Origin of the sequence: Bradyrhizobium sp. AZCC 1577 (genome assembly GCF_036924575.1) — a bacterium.
Lineage (GTDB): Bacteria > Pseudomonadota > Alphaproteobacteria > Rhizobiales > Xanthobacteraceae > Bradyrhizobium.
The window spans coordinates 6,120,643-6,136,025 of the sequence record NZ_JAZHRQ010000001.1; the positions used below are offsets into that span (position 1 = coordinate 6,120,643).

Annotated in this window: 14 protein-coding genes and 1 pseudogene; 7 read left to right on the forward strand and 8 right to left on the reverse strand. The window is 63.4% G+C overall.

Going from position 1 to position 15,383, the window contains the following annotated elements; genetic code table 11:
• Positions 1-38: 38 nt before the first annotated feature.
• From V1278_RS29050 to V1278_RS29060, 3 genes are read left to right on the forward strand one after another with little or no spacing between them, the layout of a single operon-like run.
• Positions 39-956 (forward strand): LysR family transcriptional regulator, encoded by a 918-nt coding sequence (locus tag V1278_RS29050; RefSeq protein ID WP_213290339.1) that lies wholly within the window; start codon positions 39-41, stop codon positions 954-956.
• A 60-nt stretch (positions 957-1,016) separates the two neighbouring features.
• Entirely contained in the window at positions 1,017-2,267 is a 1,251-nt protein-coding gene (locus V1278_RS29055; RefSeq protein ID WP_334383056.1) for a Zn-dependent hydrolase, read from the forward strand.
• Positions 2,268-2,295: 28 nt separating this feature from the next.
• A complete protein-coding gene (locus V1278_RS29060; RefSeq protein WP_334367754.1) occupies positions 2,296-3,207 on the forward strand; it encodes an NAD(P)-dependent oxidoreductase in 912 nt (303 codons plus the stop codon).
• A 247-nt stretch (positions 3,208-3,454) separates the two neighbouring features.
• On the opposite strand, the gene V1278_RS29065 is transcribed toward V1278_RS29060, so the two are convergent.
• Positions 3,455-4,534, reverse strand: coding sequence for a tartrate dehydrogenase (locus tag V1278_RS29065; protein WP_334383057.1), 1,080 nt, complete (start codon positions 4,532-4,534; stop codon positions 3,455-3,457).
• 174 nt (positions 4,535-4,708) lie between these two features.
• Here V1278_RS29065 and V1278_RS29070 point away from each other — a divergent pair, with 174 nt between their 5' ends.
• From V1278_RS29070 to V1278_RS29085, 4 genes and pseudogenes are all read left to right on the forward strand, one after another.
• Positions 4,709-5,485: an SDR family oxidoreductase gene (locus V1278_RS29070; RefSeq protein WP_334383058.1), complete on the forward strand. Its 777-nt coding sequence runs from the start codon at positions 4,709-4,711 to the stop codon at positions 5,483-5,485.
• A 212-nt stretch (positions 5,486-5,697) separates the two neighbouring features.
• Positions 5,698-7,119, forward strand: coding sequence for an amidase (locus V1278_RS29075; protein ID WP_334383059.1), 1,422 nt, complete (start codon positions 5,698-5,700; stop codon positions 7,117-7,119).
• 45 nt (positions 7,120-7,164) lie between these two features.
• A pseudogene (locus V1278_RS29080) lies at positions 7,165-7,245 on the forward strand (sulfite oxidase-like oxidoreductase); the annotation flags it as partial.
• 24 nt (positions 7,246-7,269) lie between these two features.
• Positions 7,270-8,493, forward strand: a complete 1,224-nt coding sequence (locus tag V1278_RS29085; RefSeq protein ID WP_334383060.1) for a bifunctional alpha/beta hydrolase/OsmC family protein — start codon at positions 7,270-7,272, stop codon at positions 8,491-8,493.
• A gap of 42 nt (positions 8,494-8,535) precedes the next feature.
• Here V1278_RS29085 and V1278_RS29090 read toward each other — a convergent pair whose 3' ends face one another.
• From V1278_RS29090 to paaC, 7 genes are all read right to left on the reverse strand, one after another.
• Entirely contained in the window at positions 8,536-9,594 is a 1,059-nt protein-coding gene (locus V1278_RS29090) for a YeeE/YedE family protein (RefSeq protein ID WP_334383061.1), read from the reverse strand.
• Positions 9,595-9,830: 236 nt separating this feature from the next.
• Entirely contained in the window at positions 9,831-10,850 is a 1,020-nt protein-coding gene (locus tag V1278_RS29095) for a quinone oxidoreductase family protein (protein ID WP_334367748.1), read from the reverse strand.
• Positions 10,851-10,882: 32 nt separating this feature from the next.
• The gene (paaK, locus tag V1278_RS29100; protein ID WP_334383062.1) at positions 10,883-12,214 is read right to left on the reverse strand and encodes a phenylacetate--CoA ligase PaaK; all 1,332 of its coding nucleotides are present in this window, start codon (positions 12,212-12,214) and stop codon (positions 10,883-10,885) included.
• 19 nt (positions 12,215-12,233) lie between these two features.
• The gene (gene paaI / locus V1278_RS29105) at positions 12,234-12,692 is read right to left on the reverse strand and encodes a hydroxyphenylacetyl-CoA thioesterase PaaI (RefSeq protein ID WP_334383063.1); all 459 of its coding nucleotides are present in this window, start codon (positions 12,690-12,692) and stop codon (positions 12,234-12,236) included.
• A gap of 213 nt (positions 12,693-12,905) precedes the next feature.
• Complete coding sequence (paaE, locus tag V1278_RS29110) at positions 12,906-13,985, reverse strand: 1,2-phenylacetyl-CoA epoxidase subunit PaaE (protein ID WP_334383064.1); 1,080 nt, start codon at positions 13,983-13,985, stop codon at positions 12,906-12,908.
• A 112-nt stretch (positions 13,986-14,097) separates the two neighbouring features.
• Complete coding sequence (paaD, locus tag V1278_RS29115; RefSeq protein ID WP_334383065.1) at positions 14,098-14,601, reverse strand: 1,2-phenylacetyl-CoA epoxidase subunit PaaD; 504 nt, start codon at positions 14,599-14,601, stop codon at positions 14,098-14,100.
• The gene (paaC, locus tag V1278_RS29120) at positions 14,595-15,371 is read right to left on the reverse strand and encodes a 1,2-phenylacetyl-CoA epoxidase subunit PaaC (protein ID WP_334383066.1); all 777 of its coding nucleotides are present in this window, start codon (positions 15,369-15,371) and stop codon (positions 14,595-14,597) included. Before paaC ends, paaD begins: the two co-directional genes overlap by 7 nt.
• Between the last annotated feature and the right edge of the window lie 12 nt (positions 15,372-15,383).

The following is a 15,383-nucleotide window of genomic DNA, read 5'->3' on the forward strand; positions in this document are numbered from 1 at the left end:
CGATAAACAACAATTATCAAGCTGCGGGCTGGGGGTGCATGACTGATTTCAAGGCAATTGAGACTTTCATGTGGGTGGTGACGCTTGGCAGCTTTCGCGGCGCGGCCCAGAAGCTGAACACGACGCAGCCGGCGATTTCGCAACGGATCGCCCAGCTCGAGCGCGAGGTGGGCGTGAAGCTCTTGCAGCGCGACCGTCGCATGGTGCTGCCGACGCCGAGCGGACGGCAATTGATGGTTTATGCCGAGAAGCTGATCGGGCTGCGCTCGGAAATGCTCGCTGTGGTCGGCGATCGCTCGGCGATGCGCGGCGTGCTGCGGCTCGGTGTCGCCGAAACCATCGTGCACACCTGGTTGCCGCAACTGATCAAGAGCGTCAATTACGCCTACCCCAACCTCTCGCTCGAGATCGAGGTCGACATCACCTCGAATTTGCGCAACCGGCTGTTGGCGCAGGAGATCGAACTCGCCTTCGTGCTCGGCCCGCTGACGGCGCCAATGGTCAACAACCGGGCACTGTGCGATTATCCGGTGGGCTTTACGGCCAGCCCCTCGCTCGGCCTCGGCAAACAGGAACTGACGCTGCACGATCTGGCGAAGTTCCCCATCATCACGTTTTCGCGCCGTACCCAGCCCTATGAAATCGTGCGCTCCCTGTTCAACCGCCCTGACCTGCCGCCGATACGGCTGCATGCCAGCGCCTCGCTCGCAACCGTTATCCACATGGCGATCGAAGGTCTCGGTATCGCCCTGATACCGACCGCGATCGTCGAGGACGACATGGCAAACGGGCGGCTGCAATTGCTGTCGACCAATCTGCAGTTGGCGCCGCTGACGTTTTCGGCAAGCTGGCTCGCCTCCCCCGACACGGTCGCGGTGGAGCGCGTGGTCGAACTTGCGGCCAGCCTGGCGCGAGGAGGCGTCATTGTTGACGCGCCGCCGCAGGCGCGTCATTGAAAACAACCGAACAAGAATGAACAAGCGCGCCGCGTGCCAGCAGACCATCCGGAACAGTGCATGACCAAGATCGCTTCCAACCTGCAAATCGATTCTGCCCGCCTGTGGGGCACGATTCACGAAACCGCCAAATTCGGCGCGACACCGAAAGGCGGCGTGCGGCGGCTGACGCTCGGGCCTGAAGACAAGCAGGTACGCGACTGGTTCCGCGAGCGGTGCGAGGCCGCCGGGCTCGAAGTGCATGTCGATGCGCTCGGCTCGATGTTCGGCCTGCGCAAGGGACGCGACATGTCGAAAGCGCCGGTCGGGCTCGGCTCGCATCTCGACACCCAACCGACCGGCGGAAAATATGACGGCGTGCTCGGCACGCTGGCGGCGCTGGAAGTGGTTCGTACGCTCAACGATGCGGGCATCGAGACCGAAACGCCGATCTGCATCTGCAACTGGACCAACGAGGAAGGCTCGCGGTTCGCGCCGGCGATGATGGCTTCCGCCGCATACGTCGGCGATTTCACCACCGACGACATTCTGTCGCGCAAGGACGCCGAGGGCGTCACGGTGGCGGAGGCGCTTGATAGCATCGGCTATCGCGGTGACGCGCCGGTGGGTCGCCAAAAATTCTCTGGCTTCGTCGAGCTGCATATCGAACAGGGGCCGATCCTGGAGGCCGAGAACAAGACCATCGGCGTGGTCGATTCCGGGCAGGGAGTTCTATGGTATGACGGCAAGATCACCGGCTTCGAGAGCCATGCCGGCTCGACGCCGATGCCGCTGCGCCGCGACGCGCTGGCGACGCTGTCGGAAATCGTGCTGGCGATGGAAGCAATCGCCAAGAAGCACGGGCCGAAGGCCGTTGGAACCGTCGGCGAAGCCGTGATCGCCAATCCCTCGCGTAACGTCATTCCCGGCGAGATCGCCTTCACGGTGGATTGCCGCAGCGCCGATGCTGCCATCATGGACGCGCTGGACACGGATTTGCGCGCGGCGATCGCCGAGATCGCGGCGCGGCGCAAGGTCGATGTCCAGTTCGACCTGATCTGGCGCAAGCCGCCGACCCATTTCGATCCCAAGCTGGTGGACGCGGTGGAGAACGCCGCAAAAATGCTCGGCTATTCGCATCGCCGCATCACCTCCGGTGCCGGCCATGATGCCTGCAACCTCAACACCGTGATGCCGGCCGCCATGGTGTTCGTGCCCTGCAAGGACGGCATCAGCCACAACGAGCTCGAGGACGCCACGCAAGCCGATTGCGCGGCGGGCGCCAACGTGCTGATGCATACCGTGCTGGCGCTGGCCGGCGTCGCGTCCTGATATCAAACCAAGAAAACGGGGGAATGCCGTGCGCGGAGTTTTCGTCGACGCCAATGAATCGCTGGCCGTGATCTTTGAGCGGCTTCAGAACCCCGGCGATCCCGAGGTGCTGATCCACCGGGATCCCGATATCACCTCGGATCAATATCCTGGGATCCTCGACGGCGCCGAGATCGCGATCGTCGATCACACCGCGCTGCCGACCGATATCGCGAAGAAATGCACGGGACTGAAGCACGTGGTGTTTCTCGGCACCGGCGCACGCAGCTACATGAATCCGGAAGAGCTCGCCGAACTCGGGATCCAGGTGCACCTGATCAAGGGCTATGGCGACACCGCGGTCGCCGAATGCGCTGTTGCGCTGATGTGGGAAGGCGCGCGCGGACTTGCGAAAATGGATCGCGGTATCCGCGCCGGCAATTGGCTGCGCGACGACGGCATGCAACTGACCGGCAAGACGCTCGGCCTGATCGGCTTTGGCGGCATCGCCGCGGAAGTGGCGCGGATCGCGATCGGCTCGGGCATGCGCGTCGTCGCCTGGAACCGATCGCCGAAGAAGCATCCGAAAGTCGAGTTCGTCGATCTCGACGAACTCTTGACCGAGAGCGACGTCGTCTCGATCCACCTCCTGCTCAACGACGAAACGCGTGGATTGATCTCGCGCGCCTGCATCGAGGCGATGAAGCCCGGCGTCATCCTGATCAACACCGCGCGCGGCGCCATCGTCGACGAGGAAGCGATGATCGAGGCGCTGAAATCGGGCCAGATCCGCCATGCCGGCCTCGACGTCTTCAATATCGAACCGCTGCCGGCGGATCATCCGCTGACCAAACTGTCGAACGTGACGCTGTCGGCGCATTCGGCGTTCCGCACGCCGGAAGCGAGCGAGAACCTGATGCGCGCGGCGTGGGAGCACTGCCGAAGGATTGTGAGAAAGTGAACTCGCTCCGTCGTCCCGGGCAAGCGAAGCGCGACCCGGGACCCATAACCACCGATGGCTATGTGGCGCCGTGCTGGAGCAACAGCCGATACAAATAACGAACGGCTGTGGTTATGGGTCCCTGCGTTCGCAGGGACGACGGCAGATTGGTAGGGTGGGCAAAGGCGCTCTTGCGCCGTGCCCACCATCTATCGACCAACCATCACGCCGAACGGTGGGCACGCTTCGCTTAGCCCACCCTGCGAAATCAATCCACCATCTCCGCGACCGCTTTGCCGCACGCCACCGTATCCGCGTTGCCGCCGAGATCGCGCGTGCGCAGGGTGCGCTCGCCCAGCGTGCGCTCGATGGCGCCGACGATGGACTCCGCCGCCTGCTTCTCGCCGAGATGCTCCAGCATCATCGCACCCGACCAGATCATGCCGATGGGGTTGGCAATCCCCTGCCCGGCAATATCTGGCGCCGAGCCATGCACCGGCTCGAACACCGACGGGAAATTACCTTCCGGATTGATGTTACCGGATGGCGCGATGCCGATGGTGCCGGTGCAGGCCGGGCCGAGATCGGAGAGAATGTCGCCGAACAGATTGGAGCCGACCACGACGTCGAACCAGTCCGGATGCAGCACGAAATTCGCGGTCAAGATATCGATGTGGTACTTGTCCCACTTCACGCCTGGATATTTCTTCGCCATCGCTTCCACGCGCTCGTCCCAATAGGGCATCGTGATCGAGATGCCGTTGGACTTGGTCGCCGAGGTCAGATGCTTTTTCGGCCGCGATTGCGCCAGATCGAACGCGAATCTCAGGATGCGGTCGACGCCAGTGCGCGTCATCACGGTCTGCTGCGTGACGAATTCACGGTCCGTATCGGGGAACATGCGGCCGCCGACGGAGGAATACTCGCCCTCGGTGTTCTCGCGCACCACCCAGAAATCGATATCGCCAGGCTTGCGGTTGGCGAGCGGCGACGGCACGCCGGGCATCAGCCGCACCGGGCGCAGATTGACATACTGGTCGAACTCGCGCCGGAACTTGATCAGCGAGCCCCACAGCGAAACGTGATCGGGGATTTTCGCGGGCCAGCCGACCGCGCCGAAATAGATCGCATCATGCTTGCCGATTCTAACCTTCCAGTCCTCCGGCATCATCTCGCCGTGCTTTTCGTAATAGTCCCAGGACGCGAAATCGAAATGATCGAAATGCACGGAAACGCCGTGTTTTTTCGCCGCCGCCTCCAGCACGCGCAGGCCTTCGGGGATCACTTCCTTGCCGATGCCGTCACCGGGAATGACCGCGATCCGGTATTGCTTTTTGGCGCTGCTCATCGAGAGTTTCCTTGTTGTCTTGCCCGGCCGCTAATGCCGGTTATTCGATTGTCTTGCAATGGGCCAATCCTGCCTGCCGCGCAACGCTGCACTGCAATGTTGACCGAGACGGCGCCCGCCGCTTACCAATTTCGCTGACCGTCTTCCACCCTCCTCTCACCACACGAGAATCCCATGGACCTGCATCTCCGCGGCAAGCGCGTCCTGATCACCGGCGCCTCCAAGGGCATCGGCGCGGCCGCGGCCGAAGCCTTTGCCGAAGAAGGCTGCGACGTCATGCTGGCCGCCCGCAGCGGCGAGCAGTTGCAAGCGCTGACCGAGCGGCTGCGCTCGGCGCACCAGATCGGCGCGACCGCCCATGTCGTCGACCTGCGCAAGGGCGAGGACATCGCAAGGCTCGCCAAGGAAGCCGCCGATATCGACATTCTCGTCAACAATGCCGGCGACATCCCCGGCGGCTCGATCGACAAGATCGACGAGGCGACATGGCGCCACGCCTGGGAGCTGAAGGTGTTCGGCTACATCAATCTCACCCGCGCGATCTACGCACAGATGAAAGTGCGTGGCGGCGGCGTCATCGTCAACGACATTGGCGCTGCCGGAGAAAAATTCGACGCCAATTACATCTGCGGCAGCGCCGGCAACGCGGCGCTGATGGCATTCACCCGCGCGCTCGGGGGAAAAAGCCTCGCCGACAATATCCGCGTGGTCGGCATCAATCCCGGCCCCGTCGGCACTGACCGCCATGTGACGCTCCTGAAGACGCGGGCGAAGAACCAGTTTGGCGACGAGAACCGCTACAAGGAATTCCAGAAGAACATGCCGCTCGGCCGCCCCGCGCATGCGCGCGAGATCGGCGACCTCATGGCGTTCCTGGCGTCGGATCGCTCCGGATATACGTCGGGGGTGATTTACACCGTGGATGGCGGCTATACGGCGGGATGGGGTTAGGTCGCGCTGCACCGTCATTGCGAGGAGCGAAGCGACGAAGCAATCCACGTCTCCGCTTGTGGAGCTATGGATTGCTTCGCTTCGCTCGCAATGACGGCCTAGGCCGTCATGCAAATATCTCCAGTCGGCCACGACTTCCATGCGTTTCCACTTTGCCGGAAAATGTTCTACAGCACGATCTGCGATCGAGAAACTGACGCAGGAGTATCGAAGTGGCTGATCAGGGGCTGGTGCGTGAGACGGCGGTTGCCGTTGTCGGCAAGCTGAAATCGGGCGAAGTCACCCCGCTCGACCTGCTCGACGTGCTGGAAAGGCGCATCGCCGAGGTCGACGGCAAGGTCAATGCGCTGCCGACGCTGTGCTTCGACCGCGCCCGCAAGCACGCCACCGCTCTGATGCAGAAGCCCGTCGCCGAACGCGGCCTGCTCGCCGGTCTTCCGATCCCGATCAAGGACCTCACCAATGTCGCCGGCGTCCTGACCACGCAGGGCTCGCCGATCTACAGGGACAACATTCCGGCGAAGTCGGATATTCTGGTCGAGCATCTCGAAAACAATGGCGGCGTGATCTACGCCAAGTCGAACACGCCGGAATTCGGTGCCGGCGCCAACACCTTCAACGAAGTGTTCGGCCCGACGCGCAACCCTTTCGACACGTCACGCTCCGCCGCCGGCTCCTCGGGCGGCGCGGCGGTCGCGCTCGCGACCGGTACGGCCTGGCTGGCGCACGGCTCCGACATGGGCGGTAGCTTACGCAATCCCGCGAGCTTCTGCGGCATCGTCGGATTGCGGCCGAGCATCGGCCGCGTCGCGCATACGCCAATCGCTGCCATCGATCGCAATCTCGGCGTCCAGGGCCCTATGGCACGCAATGTCGAAGACGTCGCGCTTTTGCTCGACGCCATGAGCGGCGAGCATCCGGCCGACCCCTTGTCGCTGCCTGTGTTGCCGACATCGTTTCTGTCCGCCGCGCGTTCTGGCAGCAAGCCGAAGCGCGTTGCCTATTCGCCTGATCTCGGCATCACGCCGGTCGACGCGGAAGTCGCCGCCGTCACCCGCAAGGCGGCGCAGCGCTTTGCGGAGCTAGGGGTCATCGTCGAAGAGGCCCATCCCGATTTGCGCGAGGCCCATGAATGCTTCCATGTGCTGCGGGCGTTCGACTTCGCGCTTTCCAAGGCGGCGCTGCTGCGCACGAAACGCGACCTGCTCAAGCCCGAGGTGATCTGGAATATCGAGGAAGGCCTGAAGCTGACGGTCGAGCAGCTCGAACGCGCCGAGGCGCAGCGCGTCGCGATGACCGCGCGCACGCTGGAATTTTTCGAAAAATACGATCTATTGCTCGCCCCCGCCACGATCGTGCCGCCCTTCCCGGTCGAGAACCGCTACGTCGCCGAATGCGCCGGCAAGAAGTTCGACAATTACGTCGAATGGCTCGGCATCGTCTACGCGATCACGCTGGTGTGCTGCCCCGCTCTGTCGTTGCCGTGCGGCTTCACGGCCTCGGGCCTTCCGGTTGGGCTGCAGGTGGTCGCGCCGCCGCGCGGCGAGGGGCAATTGCTCGCCGGAGCCAAGGTGCTGGAGGATATTCTGGGCGTGCGCGGCACGACGCCGATCGATCCGAGGGCGCCGAAGTAAACCAGGCGCGCTTGCCGATGAGGGGCCCTTCACATGACCGATGAGAATGAGCCGGGCTATTGGGAAGTACGCGGCTATCACAACCGCGGCGATCCGTGGGCCGAGCAGCGCTATTCAGGCGATTGAAGCCAAGTCGGAGGGAGAACAGCCATGCCGAGCGAGCGCTTTCAATTCACCGGCGAAGGCGGCCATCAGCTTGCCGCTGCCCTCGATATGCCGGACGGACCGGTGCAGGCCTACGCGCTGTTTGCGCATTGCTTCACCTGCGGCAAGGACGTGCTGGCCGCGAAACGCATTGCGACGGCGCTCACCGCAAAAGGCATCGCGGTGTTGCGGTTTGATTTCACCGGGCTCGGCTCCAGCGAGGGCGAATTCGCCAACTCGACCTTCTTCTCGAACGTTGCCGATCTCGTCCACGCCGCCGATCATTTGCGCGAGACCCGCACGGCGCCCGCGATCCTGATCGGCCATAGCCTGGGTGGCGCCGCGATCCTCGCTGCCGCCGGACAAATCCCGGAGGCGAAGGCGGTCGTTACGATTGCCGCCCCCTCCGATCCCGTGCATGTCACGCATCTCTTCAAGGATCGCCTCGACGACATCCGCACGCACGGCACGGTGGAGGTCCAGCTCGCCGGGCGGCCGTTTCACATCAAGCGCGAGTTCCTCGACGACATCGCCGAACATAGCCTGGCGGCGCAGATCGCAAAACTTCACAAGGCGCTGCTGATCATGCATTCGCCGACCGATGACACGGTCGGCATCGACAATGCCACGAAGATTTTCGTTGCCGCCAAACATCCCAAGAGCTTCGTGTCGCTGTCGGGCGCGGATCATCTGCTGAGCGCCAAACGGGACGGCGCCTATGTCGCCGACGTCATCGCCGCGTGGGCCGAGCGCTATATCGAGCCCGCCGCGGCGCAGCCTGCTTCTGCCGCGAGCGAGGCGCCGCGCCACGTCGTGGTGCGTGAAACCCGCAACAGCAAATTCCAGCAGATCGTCGCCACAGGTCCCCATCAGATGGTGGCGGATGAGCCCGTTGCCGCAGGCGGCCAGGACAGCGGGCCGGGACCGTATGATTTCCTGCTCGCAGGCCTTGGCGCCTGCACGTCGATGACGATGCGGATGTATGCCGATCGCAAATCGCTGCCGCTGGACCGCGTCACCGTGACGCTGAAGCACAGCAAGATTCACGCAACGGATTGCGCCGAATGCGAGACGCGCGAGGGCATGCTGGATCAGATCGACCGGGTGATCTCGATTGAAGGCGCACTCGACGCCAATCAGCGCACGCGGCTGATGGAGATTGCGGACAAGTGCCCAGTGCACCGGACGCTGACGTCGAAGATACGGATCGTGACGAGGGCGGCGGAGTGACGAAGTAACCTCTCCCCGCGAAGAGCGGGGCGGGGAGAAGAATCAAGCGGCCGCCAGCGGCCGAACCCGCAGCGCGCCGCGGAGACCAGCGGCGGTGCCGACGAGGATGCCGGCGAAGGCAATCAGCGAAGCAAGCGCCAGCGTGGAAAATCCCGTCAACCCCTGCCCGATCGAGCAGCCGAACGCCATGACGCCACCGATGCCCATCAGCGCGGCACCACTGCCGGAGCGCAGCATGTGACGCGGCGACTGATAGCCTTCGAGCTGAAAGCATCCAGTCAACAACGCCGTCACGAGGCTGCCGGCGAACACGCCGAACACGGTGACGATGCCGAAATTGAGCGTCGAGCCCGTCGAGAGCATGACATATTGAAGGGCGTCCGCGATCGGCGCGATGAAGGTGAGCGAGGTCACCGGCGTGGGATTGAAATCGTCAGCGCCGAGATAGCCGGTGGCAAACCAGCCCGCCGCCACCAAGAGGCCGATGACGAGACCCGCGGCGATCTGGCCCGGCGATCGCCGGAAAGCGGGATGCGCAAAGGCAAAAATGATCAGCGCTGCCGAGATGACCGAGGCGGCCAGCATGCGCGCGGCTGTTGCGCTCAGGCCTGCAGCGGCAAACAAGGCCGGCACCGAATTCGCCGTGGCCGTGGTCTGCGACGCCCCGACCATCGCGATGCGCGACGGGGCGATCAGGCCCTTCAGCGTCATCTGGGCGAAGATCGCCAGCACGACCACCACCACGAAGGAGCGGAGATTGCCGCGCCCGAGCAGCACCAGCGCGCGCGAGCCGCAGCCGTTCGACAACACCATGCCGTAACCGAACAACAGTCCGCCGAAGAACATCACGGGCGCGGAGAATGACGGCTGCAGATAGATCGACTTGCCGATATCGACGAGGCCGCCCGCAGCCAGCAACTGCGTCATGACCACCGCGACGCCGATCGCCAGCGCATAGGTGCGCACCAGCCGGCCATCGCCTTCAGCCCAAAAACCTCTGAGGCTGCTGAGCAAGCAAAATCCGCTCAACAATCCGACCGATCCATAGACGAGACCGATCAGCAATCCGCTGATGACGACGATATTGGCACTGTCCAGCACTGGTGTTTCCCTGTTCCCGCGCGGCCGATGCAGCGGTTGCCGCTCAAATAGGAAGCCATTTCAGCAGTTGCTAATATGTTGGAAACGTGCGCGCGTCCACGCCGCAAGGATGCGGAGAATGAATCGCCCATCGAGGTCGACGATGACGAAATAAAGTCATTGCACGCAGGCGACGGGCGACGGATTTATTCCCCATGAAAGAATTGGGAATCCCGCGCCTGCAGCGAATGCCTGCTTCAAGGCCGCAGGATCACCCGGTCGCGCGACGAGCCGGCGACCGCGATGAAGGCAGCGCGGGCCTGTTCCAGCGGATAGATCGCGGCCGGCTTGATCGGGAACGGCTTGAGATGCCCGCTGGCGAAGCCGGGGCCGAGTTCCCGCAGCACCGCGCCGGTCGCGGTTGACGACAGGCCGAGGGTGTCGATGCCGACATAGGTGTGCTGGCCGCGATAGAATTCCAAAATATTGAACTGCACGATGCGGTCGATCGCAGCGATCAGGATCTGCCGCCCGCGCACCGCCAGCGATTGGTGTGCGGCCTGGAAATAGGGATCGCCGACCGTGTTGAACACGATGTCGGCGCCCTTGCCGCCGGTGAGTTCGCGCGCGCGCGCCGCGACATCGGTTGCCGAAGCGTCGATGACTTCTACCTTTGAATTGGCGTGGCCTTCGTAGGGCTCGTTCTTGCGCACCACGCCGATCACCCGCGCGCCGTGCCAGCTCGCGATCTGCACCGCCGCCTGCCCGACCTTGCCGTTGACGCCCATGACCAGCAAGGTCTCGCCCGCCTTCGGAACGCCGGCTCGGCGCAAGCCTTCCATCGCGGTGACGAAGGGCACGCCGACGCCGGCCGCCTCTTCCCATGAAATGCCCTTGGGCTTCTCCACCACGGCGTCGGCTTCGACCGCGAGATGCGTAGCGTGCGTGCCGTCCCGGCGAATACCGAGATCGCCGGAAGAGCCGAACACCTCGCGCCCGATCCAACCGTCCGGTCCGTCGATGACAACACCCGCATAGTCGCGGCCCGGCGTGCGCGGAAATACCGCATAGGGCATAAGCCCGGTGGCGGCCTTCACATCAGACGGATTGACCGCCGCCGCCTTGACCTCGATCAGCAACTCGTTGTCGGCACGCGACAGCGCCTGCATTTCGATGACAGGCGCAAGGGAGGCAGCGTCGGCGACTTTTGCTGGCAGGCGGACGCAGCGGGCCTGCACTGTGACAGGTCCAACATCGGAATTTTCGGCAACTGACATTAGAGATTTCCCGCTCGGCTTCTGAGCAGGAGTTACCCTTTCGGCCGCTTGTCGTAAACACGTTTCGCCTTGCCGAGCGAACGTTCCAGCGTTTCGGGCGCCACTGCCTTGATGCGCGCGGTGATGCCGATGGTGTTCTTGATGAAGAGCGCAACCTTTTCGGCATGCGCGAGCAGCCCGCTGCCGTCCCAGCTTTCGGGACGCGCTTCGGCGAGCACGGTCATCTCGTCCATGCGCCCATCGCGCGTCAGTTCGATGATGAAATGGCCGCCGCACCAGTCGGTCGCCAGCAACGCCTCCTCGATCTGGGTCGGGAACACGTTGACGCCGCGCAGGATGATCATGTCGTCGGAGCGGCCAGTGACCTTCTCCATGCGCCGCATGCCCGGGCGCGCGGTGCCCGGCAACAGCCGCGTCAGGTCACGGGTGCGGTAGCGGATGATCGGGAAGCCCTGCTTGGTCAAAGAGGTGAATACCAGTTCGCCCATCTCGCCGTCCGGCAACACCACGCCGGTCTCGGGGTCGATCACCTCGGGATAGAAATGATCCTCCCAGATATGCAGGCCGTCCTTGGTCTCAACGCATTCCTGCGCCACGCCGGGGCCGATCACTTCCGACAGCCCGTAAATGTCGGTCGCGTCCATGTCAAACGTCTGCTCGATCTCGGCGCGCATCGCATTGGTCCAGGGCTCGGCGCCGAAGATGCCGAACTTCAACGACGACTGACGCGGGTCGAGCCCCTGCCGCTTGAACTCGTCCGAAATAGCGAGCATGTAGCTCGGCGTCACCGTAATGATGTCGGGCTTGAAATCGTTGATCAGTTGCACCTGGCGCTCGGTCATGCCGCCGGAGACCGGCACCACGGTGCAGCCCAGTTTTTCCGCGCCGTAGTGCACGCCGAGTCCGCCTGTGAACAGGCCGTAGCCGTAGGCATTGTGAATGATCATGCCGGTGCGGCCGCCGGCGGCGCGGATCGAGCGCGCCATCACCTCCGACCAGATATCGATATCGCCTTGCGTATAGCCGACCACGATCGGCTTGCCCGTTGTGCCCGAGGACGCGTGGACGCGGACCAGCTTTTCGCGGGGCACGGCGAACATGTTGAAGGGATAATTGTCGCGGAGGTCGGTCTTCGCCGTGAATGGGAATTTCGCGAGATCAGAGAGCTGCTTGAAATCGGAGGGATGCACGCCGGCCGCGTCAAATGCCTTCCTGTAATGCGCGACATTGTCGTAGGCGTGCCGGAGCGACCAGGCGAGGCGCTTGGTCTGTAGCGCCATGATCTCGTCGCGCGAGGCGCGCTCGGCCTCATCCAATTCAGCGCCGTAACCGCTTCCGCTGGATTTCAATCTTGCCATGGCCATGGCGTGTTCCTCTCGCTTGCTATCTTTGTCTGGTCTCTTCGTCCGCGGCCGGCAGCCACGTCCCGGCGATGGTGCGGGAATGACCGCGGAACTCCGCAATCACGACATCGCCCGATGTGACGCGGACGTCATAAATTCCGGAGCGACCGTTGCGCGAAACTTCCCGCGCGGTCGCGACCAGCACGTCGCCGAGCTTGCCCGGGCGGATGAAGGCGATATCGCATTGCGCAGCGACCGCGCGCTCATTGCGGGAATTACAGGCAAAGGCGAAGGTGGAATCGGCGAGGAGAAAAATGAAGCCGCCATGGGCGATGCGCTGGCCGTTGACCATGTGCGGCTGCACCGTCATCGTCAGCGTCGCCTGCCCCGGCTTGACCTCGACAATTTCCATGCCGAGGCCCTTGCTCGCGTCGTCTTCCCGCCACATCGCCTCCGCACAGGCGCGGGCGATCTCGTCGGGTGACAGCGCGACGTTCATAGCTGATAGCCCGCTCGGCGAGACGGTTTCACGACGTTCTCTCCCTGTTACCGGGCTTGTTATCAAGCCTCGTTGCGTAGTCGGTCAGTCTGGGGACGAAGCACCTGAGGTGTCAATGATCCCAAGTTCTTGCTCCGTCATTCCGGGATGGTGCGCCAGCACCAGACCCGGAATCTCGAGATTCCGGGTTCGCTTCGCGCCCCGGAATGACGCTCACACATGATCGTAATCCACCACGACCTTGTCCGAGCACGGCCGCGCCTGGCAGGTCAGGATAAATCCCGCCTTCAGTTCCCACGACTCCAGCGAATAGTTGACTTCCATCTGCGCCTCGCCCTCGACCAGCTTGGCGCGGCAGGTCGAGCACATGCCGCCCTTGCAGGCGAACGGCAAATCCATGCCGGCGCGCAACGCGGCGTCGAGAATGGCCTCTCCTTCGGCGACCGGCACCTCGCGGCGCTTGCCGTCGATGATCAGGGAGGCGATCGCCTTCGGCGGCGCGGACGGCTCGACAATCTTCTTCGCGCGCGGCTTGCCACCGAACTCCGAGACAAAGCGCTCGACATGGATGCGATCCTCGGCAATACCGATCTCGCGGCAAGTGGTCTCGATGTCCTCGCTCATACCCATGGGGCCGCAGATGAAGACATGATCGACACTCGAGGCGGGCACCAGCGAGCGCAGCAGCACGCGCACTTTCGCGCCATCGAGCCGGCCATGCAGGATCGGTATATCCTGCTCCTCGCCCGAGATGACATGAAACAGCGACAACCGCTGCATGAAGCGGTCTTTCAGTTCCTCGAGCTCTTCGAGGAACAGCATGTTTGACGTGGTGCGGTTGCCGTAAAACAGGAAAAACCGGCTGTTCGGTTCGCGCGCCAGCACGCCCTTGACGATCGACAAGATCGGCGTGATGCCGCTTCCTGCGGCAAATCCGACATAGACCCTCGCCTCATCTGGCGCAGGGGCGACGCCGAAACGGCCGGTCGGCGTCATCACGTCGAGTTCGTCGCCGGCCTTCAATTCGTCCGCTGCCCAGTTCGAAAACGCGCCGCCGTCGACCTTCTTCACCGCGATGCGTAGCTCGCCGTCGTCAGGCCCTGAGCAGATCGAATAGGAGCGGCGCACTTCCTCGCCGTCCATCGTGGTACGCAAAGTGAGGTATTGTCCCGGCGCAAAGCTGTAGTCGCCTTCCAGCTCCTTCGGGATCGCAAACGTCATCGATACCGCATCCACAGCCTCGCGACGGAGGTCGTTGACGGCGAGACGATGGAAACGCGGCGCGACGGACATCACACGCTCCTCACCGTCATTGCGAGGAGCAAAAGCGACGAAGCAATCCATCCCTCCACGGGGCGGTGAGATGGATTGCTTCGCTTCGCTCGCAATAACGACATAGAAGACCTCAATGACACTTGAAATAATCAAAGGGTTCACGGCAGGCCTTGCAGCGCCACAGCGCCTTGCAAGAGGTCGAGCCGAATTCGGACAGCAGCTCCGTATTTTGCGAGCCGCATTGCGGGCACGCCACCTGCTGTTCACCGAACAGCGCGCGGCGCGAGCGTGATGCCTGCGGCGGGGCGATGCCGTATTCCCTGAGCTTGTTGCGGCCGTCATCGCTCATCCAGTCCGTGGTCCAGGCAGGCGACAGCACGGTGCGGACCGTCGGGCGCGGCATTCCGGCGCGTTCCAGCGCCAGCTCGATCTCGAGCGCGATCATGTTCATCGCCGGACAGCCGGAGTAAGTGGGCGTAATCGCAACCTCGACGCGGCCGTCTTGAACCTCGACGTCACGCAGCACGCCGAGATCGGCGATCGTAAGCACCGGTATTTCGGGATCGACCACCTGTGAAGCGGCCTCCCAGGCGCGGCGGCGCAGATCGGTGTCGCTGTGGATAGCCGTTACCATGTCGCCCCCGGAAACGTCCGTTGCATCGATTGCAACTCGCTGAGGAGATGGCCGAGATGCTCGCTGTGCCGCCCGCTGCGGCCGCCCTGCTGCATCCAGTTGTTATCGGGCAAAACGAGCGTCGCTTCACGGACGACGTCCGATACAGTCTTCAGCCATTGCGGACGTAACGGCCCCGGATCGACCGCGATTCCCGCATCGATCAAGCCGCGCTCGCTGTCATCGGCGGCAAACATCTCGCCGGTGAAAGCCCAGAGCTCGTCGATCGCCGCTTGCGTGCGGCGGTGGCTTTCTTCGGTGCCATCGCCGAGACGAATGATCCATTCCGAGCAATGGCGGACGTGATAGGCGCTTTCTTTTTCCGATTTCGCCGCAATCGCCGCCAGCGTCGCATCGGTGGAGCGCATCATCGCGCGCCAATAGAGGTCGGCGAACGTTGCGTAGAAGAACTGCCGTACCATGGTGCGCGCGAAATCGCCGTTCGGCTGTTCCAGCAGCAGGAGATTGCGGTACTGCCTGACGTCGCGGAGATAAGCGAACTTGTCCTCGTCGTTACCCCTGCCCTCGACCCTGGCGGCGTAGGAATAAAGCTCGCGCGCCTGGCCGAGCAGATCGAGGCCCATATTGGCGAGCGCCATGTCCTCTTCCAGCATCGGCGCATGGCCGCACCATTCCGACAGCCGATGGCCCAGGATCAAGGCATCGTCAGCGCGGCGCAGGGTGTAGAGCACCAGCGGCGTTTCGGAGACCTGGATGTTGGCTGCGGTCATTTTCTGTTCCTG

Excerpts from the sequence above, each read along its gene's own strand:
- paaI (WP_334383063.1), bottom strand. The coding sequence starts at position 12,692 with ATGAACGTCGCGCTGTCACCCGACGAGATCGCCCGCGCCTGTGCGGAG.
- V1278_RS29085 (WP_334383060.1), top strand. The coding sequence starts at position 7,270 with ATGCCGAGCGAGCGCTTTCAATTCACCGGCGAAGGCGGCCATCAGCTT.
- V1278_RS29055 (WP_334383056.1), top strand. The coding sequence starts at position 1,017 with ATGACCAAGATCGCTTCCAACCTGCAAATCGATTCTGCCCGCCTGTGG.
- V1278_RS29050 (WP_213290339.1), top strand. The coding sequence starts at position 39 with ATGACTGATTTCAAGGCAATTGAGACTTTCATGTGGGTGGTGACGCTT.
- V1278_RS29065 (WP_334383057.1), bottom strand. The coding sequence starts at position 4,534 with ATGAGCAGCGCCAAAAAGCAATACCGGATCGCGGTCATTCCCGGTGAC.
- V1278_RS29095 (WP_334367748.1), bottom strand. The coding sequence starts at position 10,850 with ATGTCAGTTGCCGAAAATTCCGATGTTGGACCTGTCACAGTGCAGGCC.
- paaC (WP_334383066.1), bottom strand. The coding sequence starts at position 15,371 with ATGACCGCAGCCAACATCCAGGTCTCCGAAACGCCGCTGGTGCTCTAC.
- paaE (WP_334383064.1), bottom strand. The coding sequence starts at position 13,985 with ATGTCCGTCGCGCCGCGTTTCCATCGTCTCGCCGTCAACGACCTCCGT.
- paaK (WP_334383062.1), bottom strand. The coding sequence starts at position 12,214 with ATGGCCATGGCAAGATTGAAATCCAGCGGAAGCGGTTACGGCGCTGAA.
- V1278_RS29070 (WP_334383058.1), top strand. The coding sequence starts at position 4,709 with ATGGACCTGCATCTCCGCGGCAAGCGCGTCCTGATCACCGGCGCCTCC.
- paaD (WP_334383065.1), bottom strand. The coding sequence starts at position 14,601 with ATGGTAACGGCTATCCACAGCGACACCGATCTGCGCCGCCGCGCCTGG.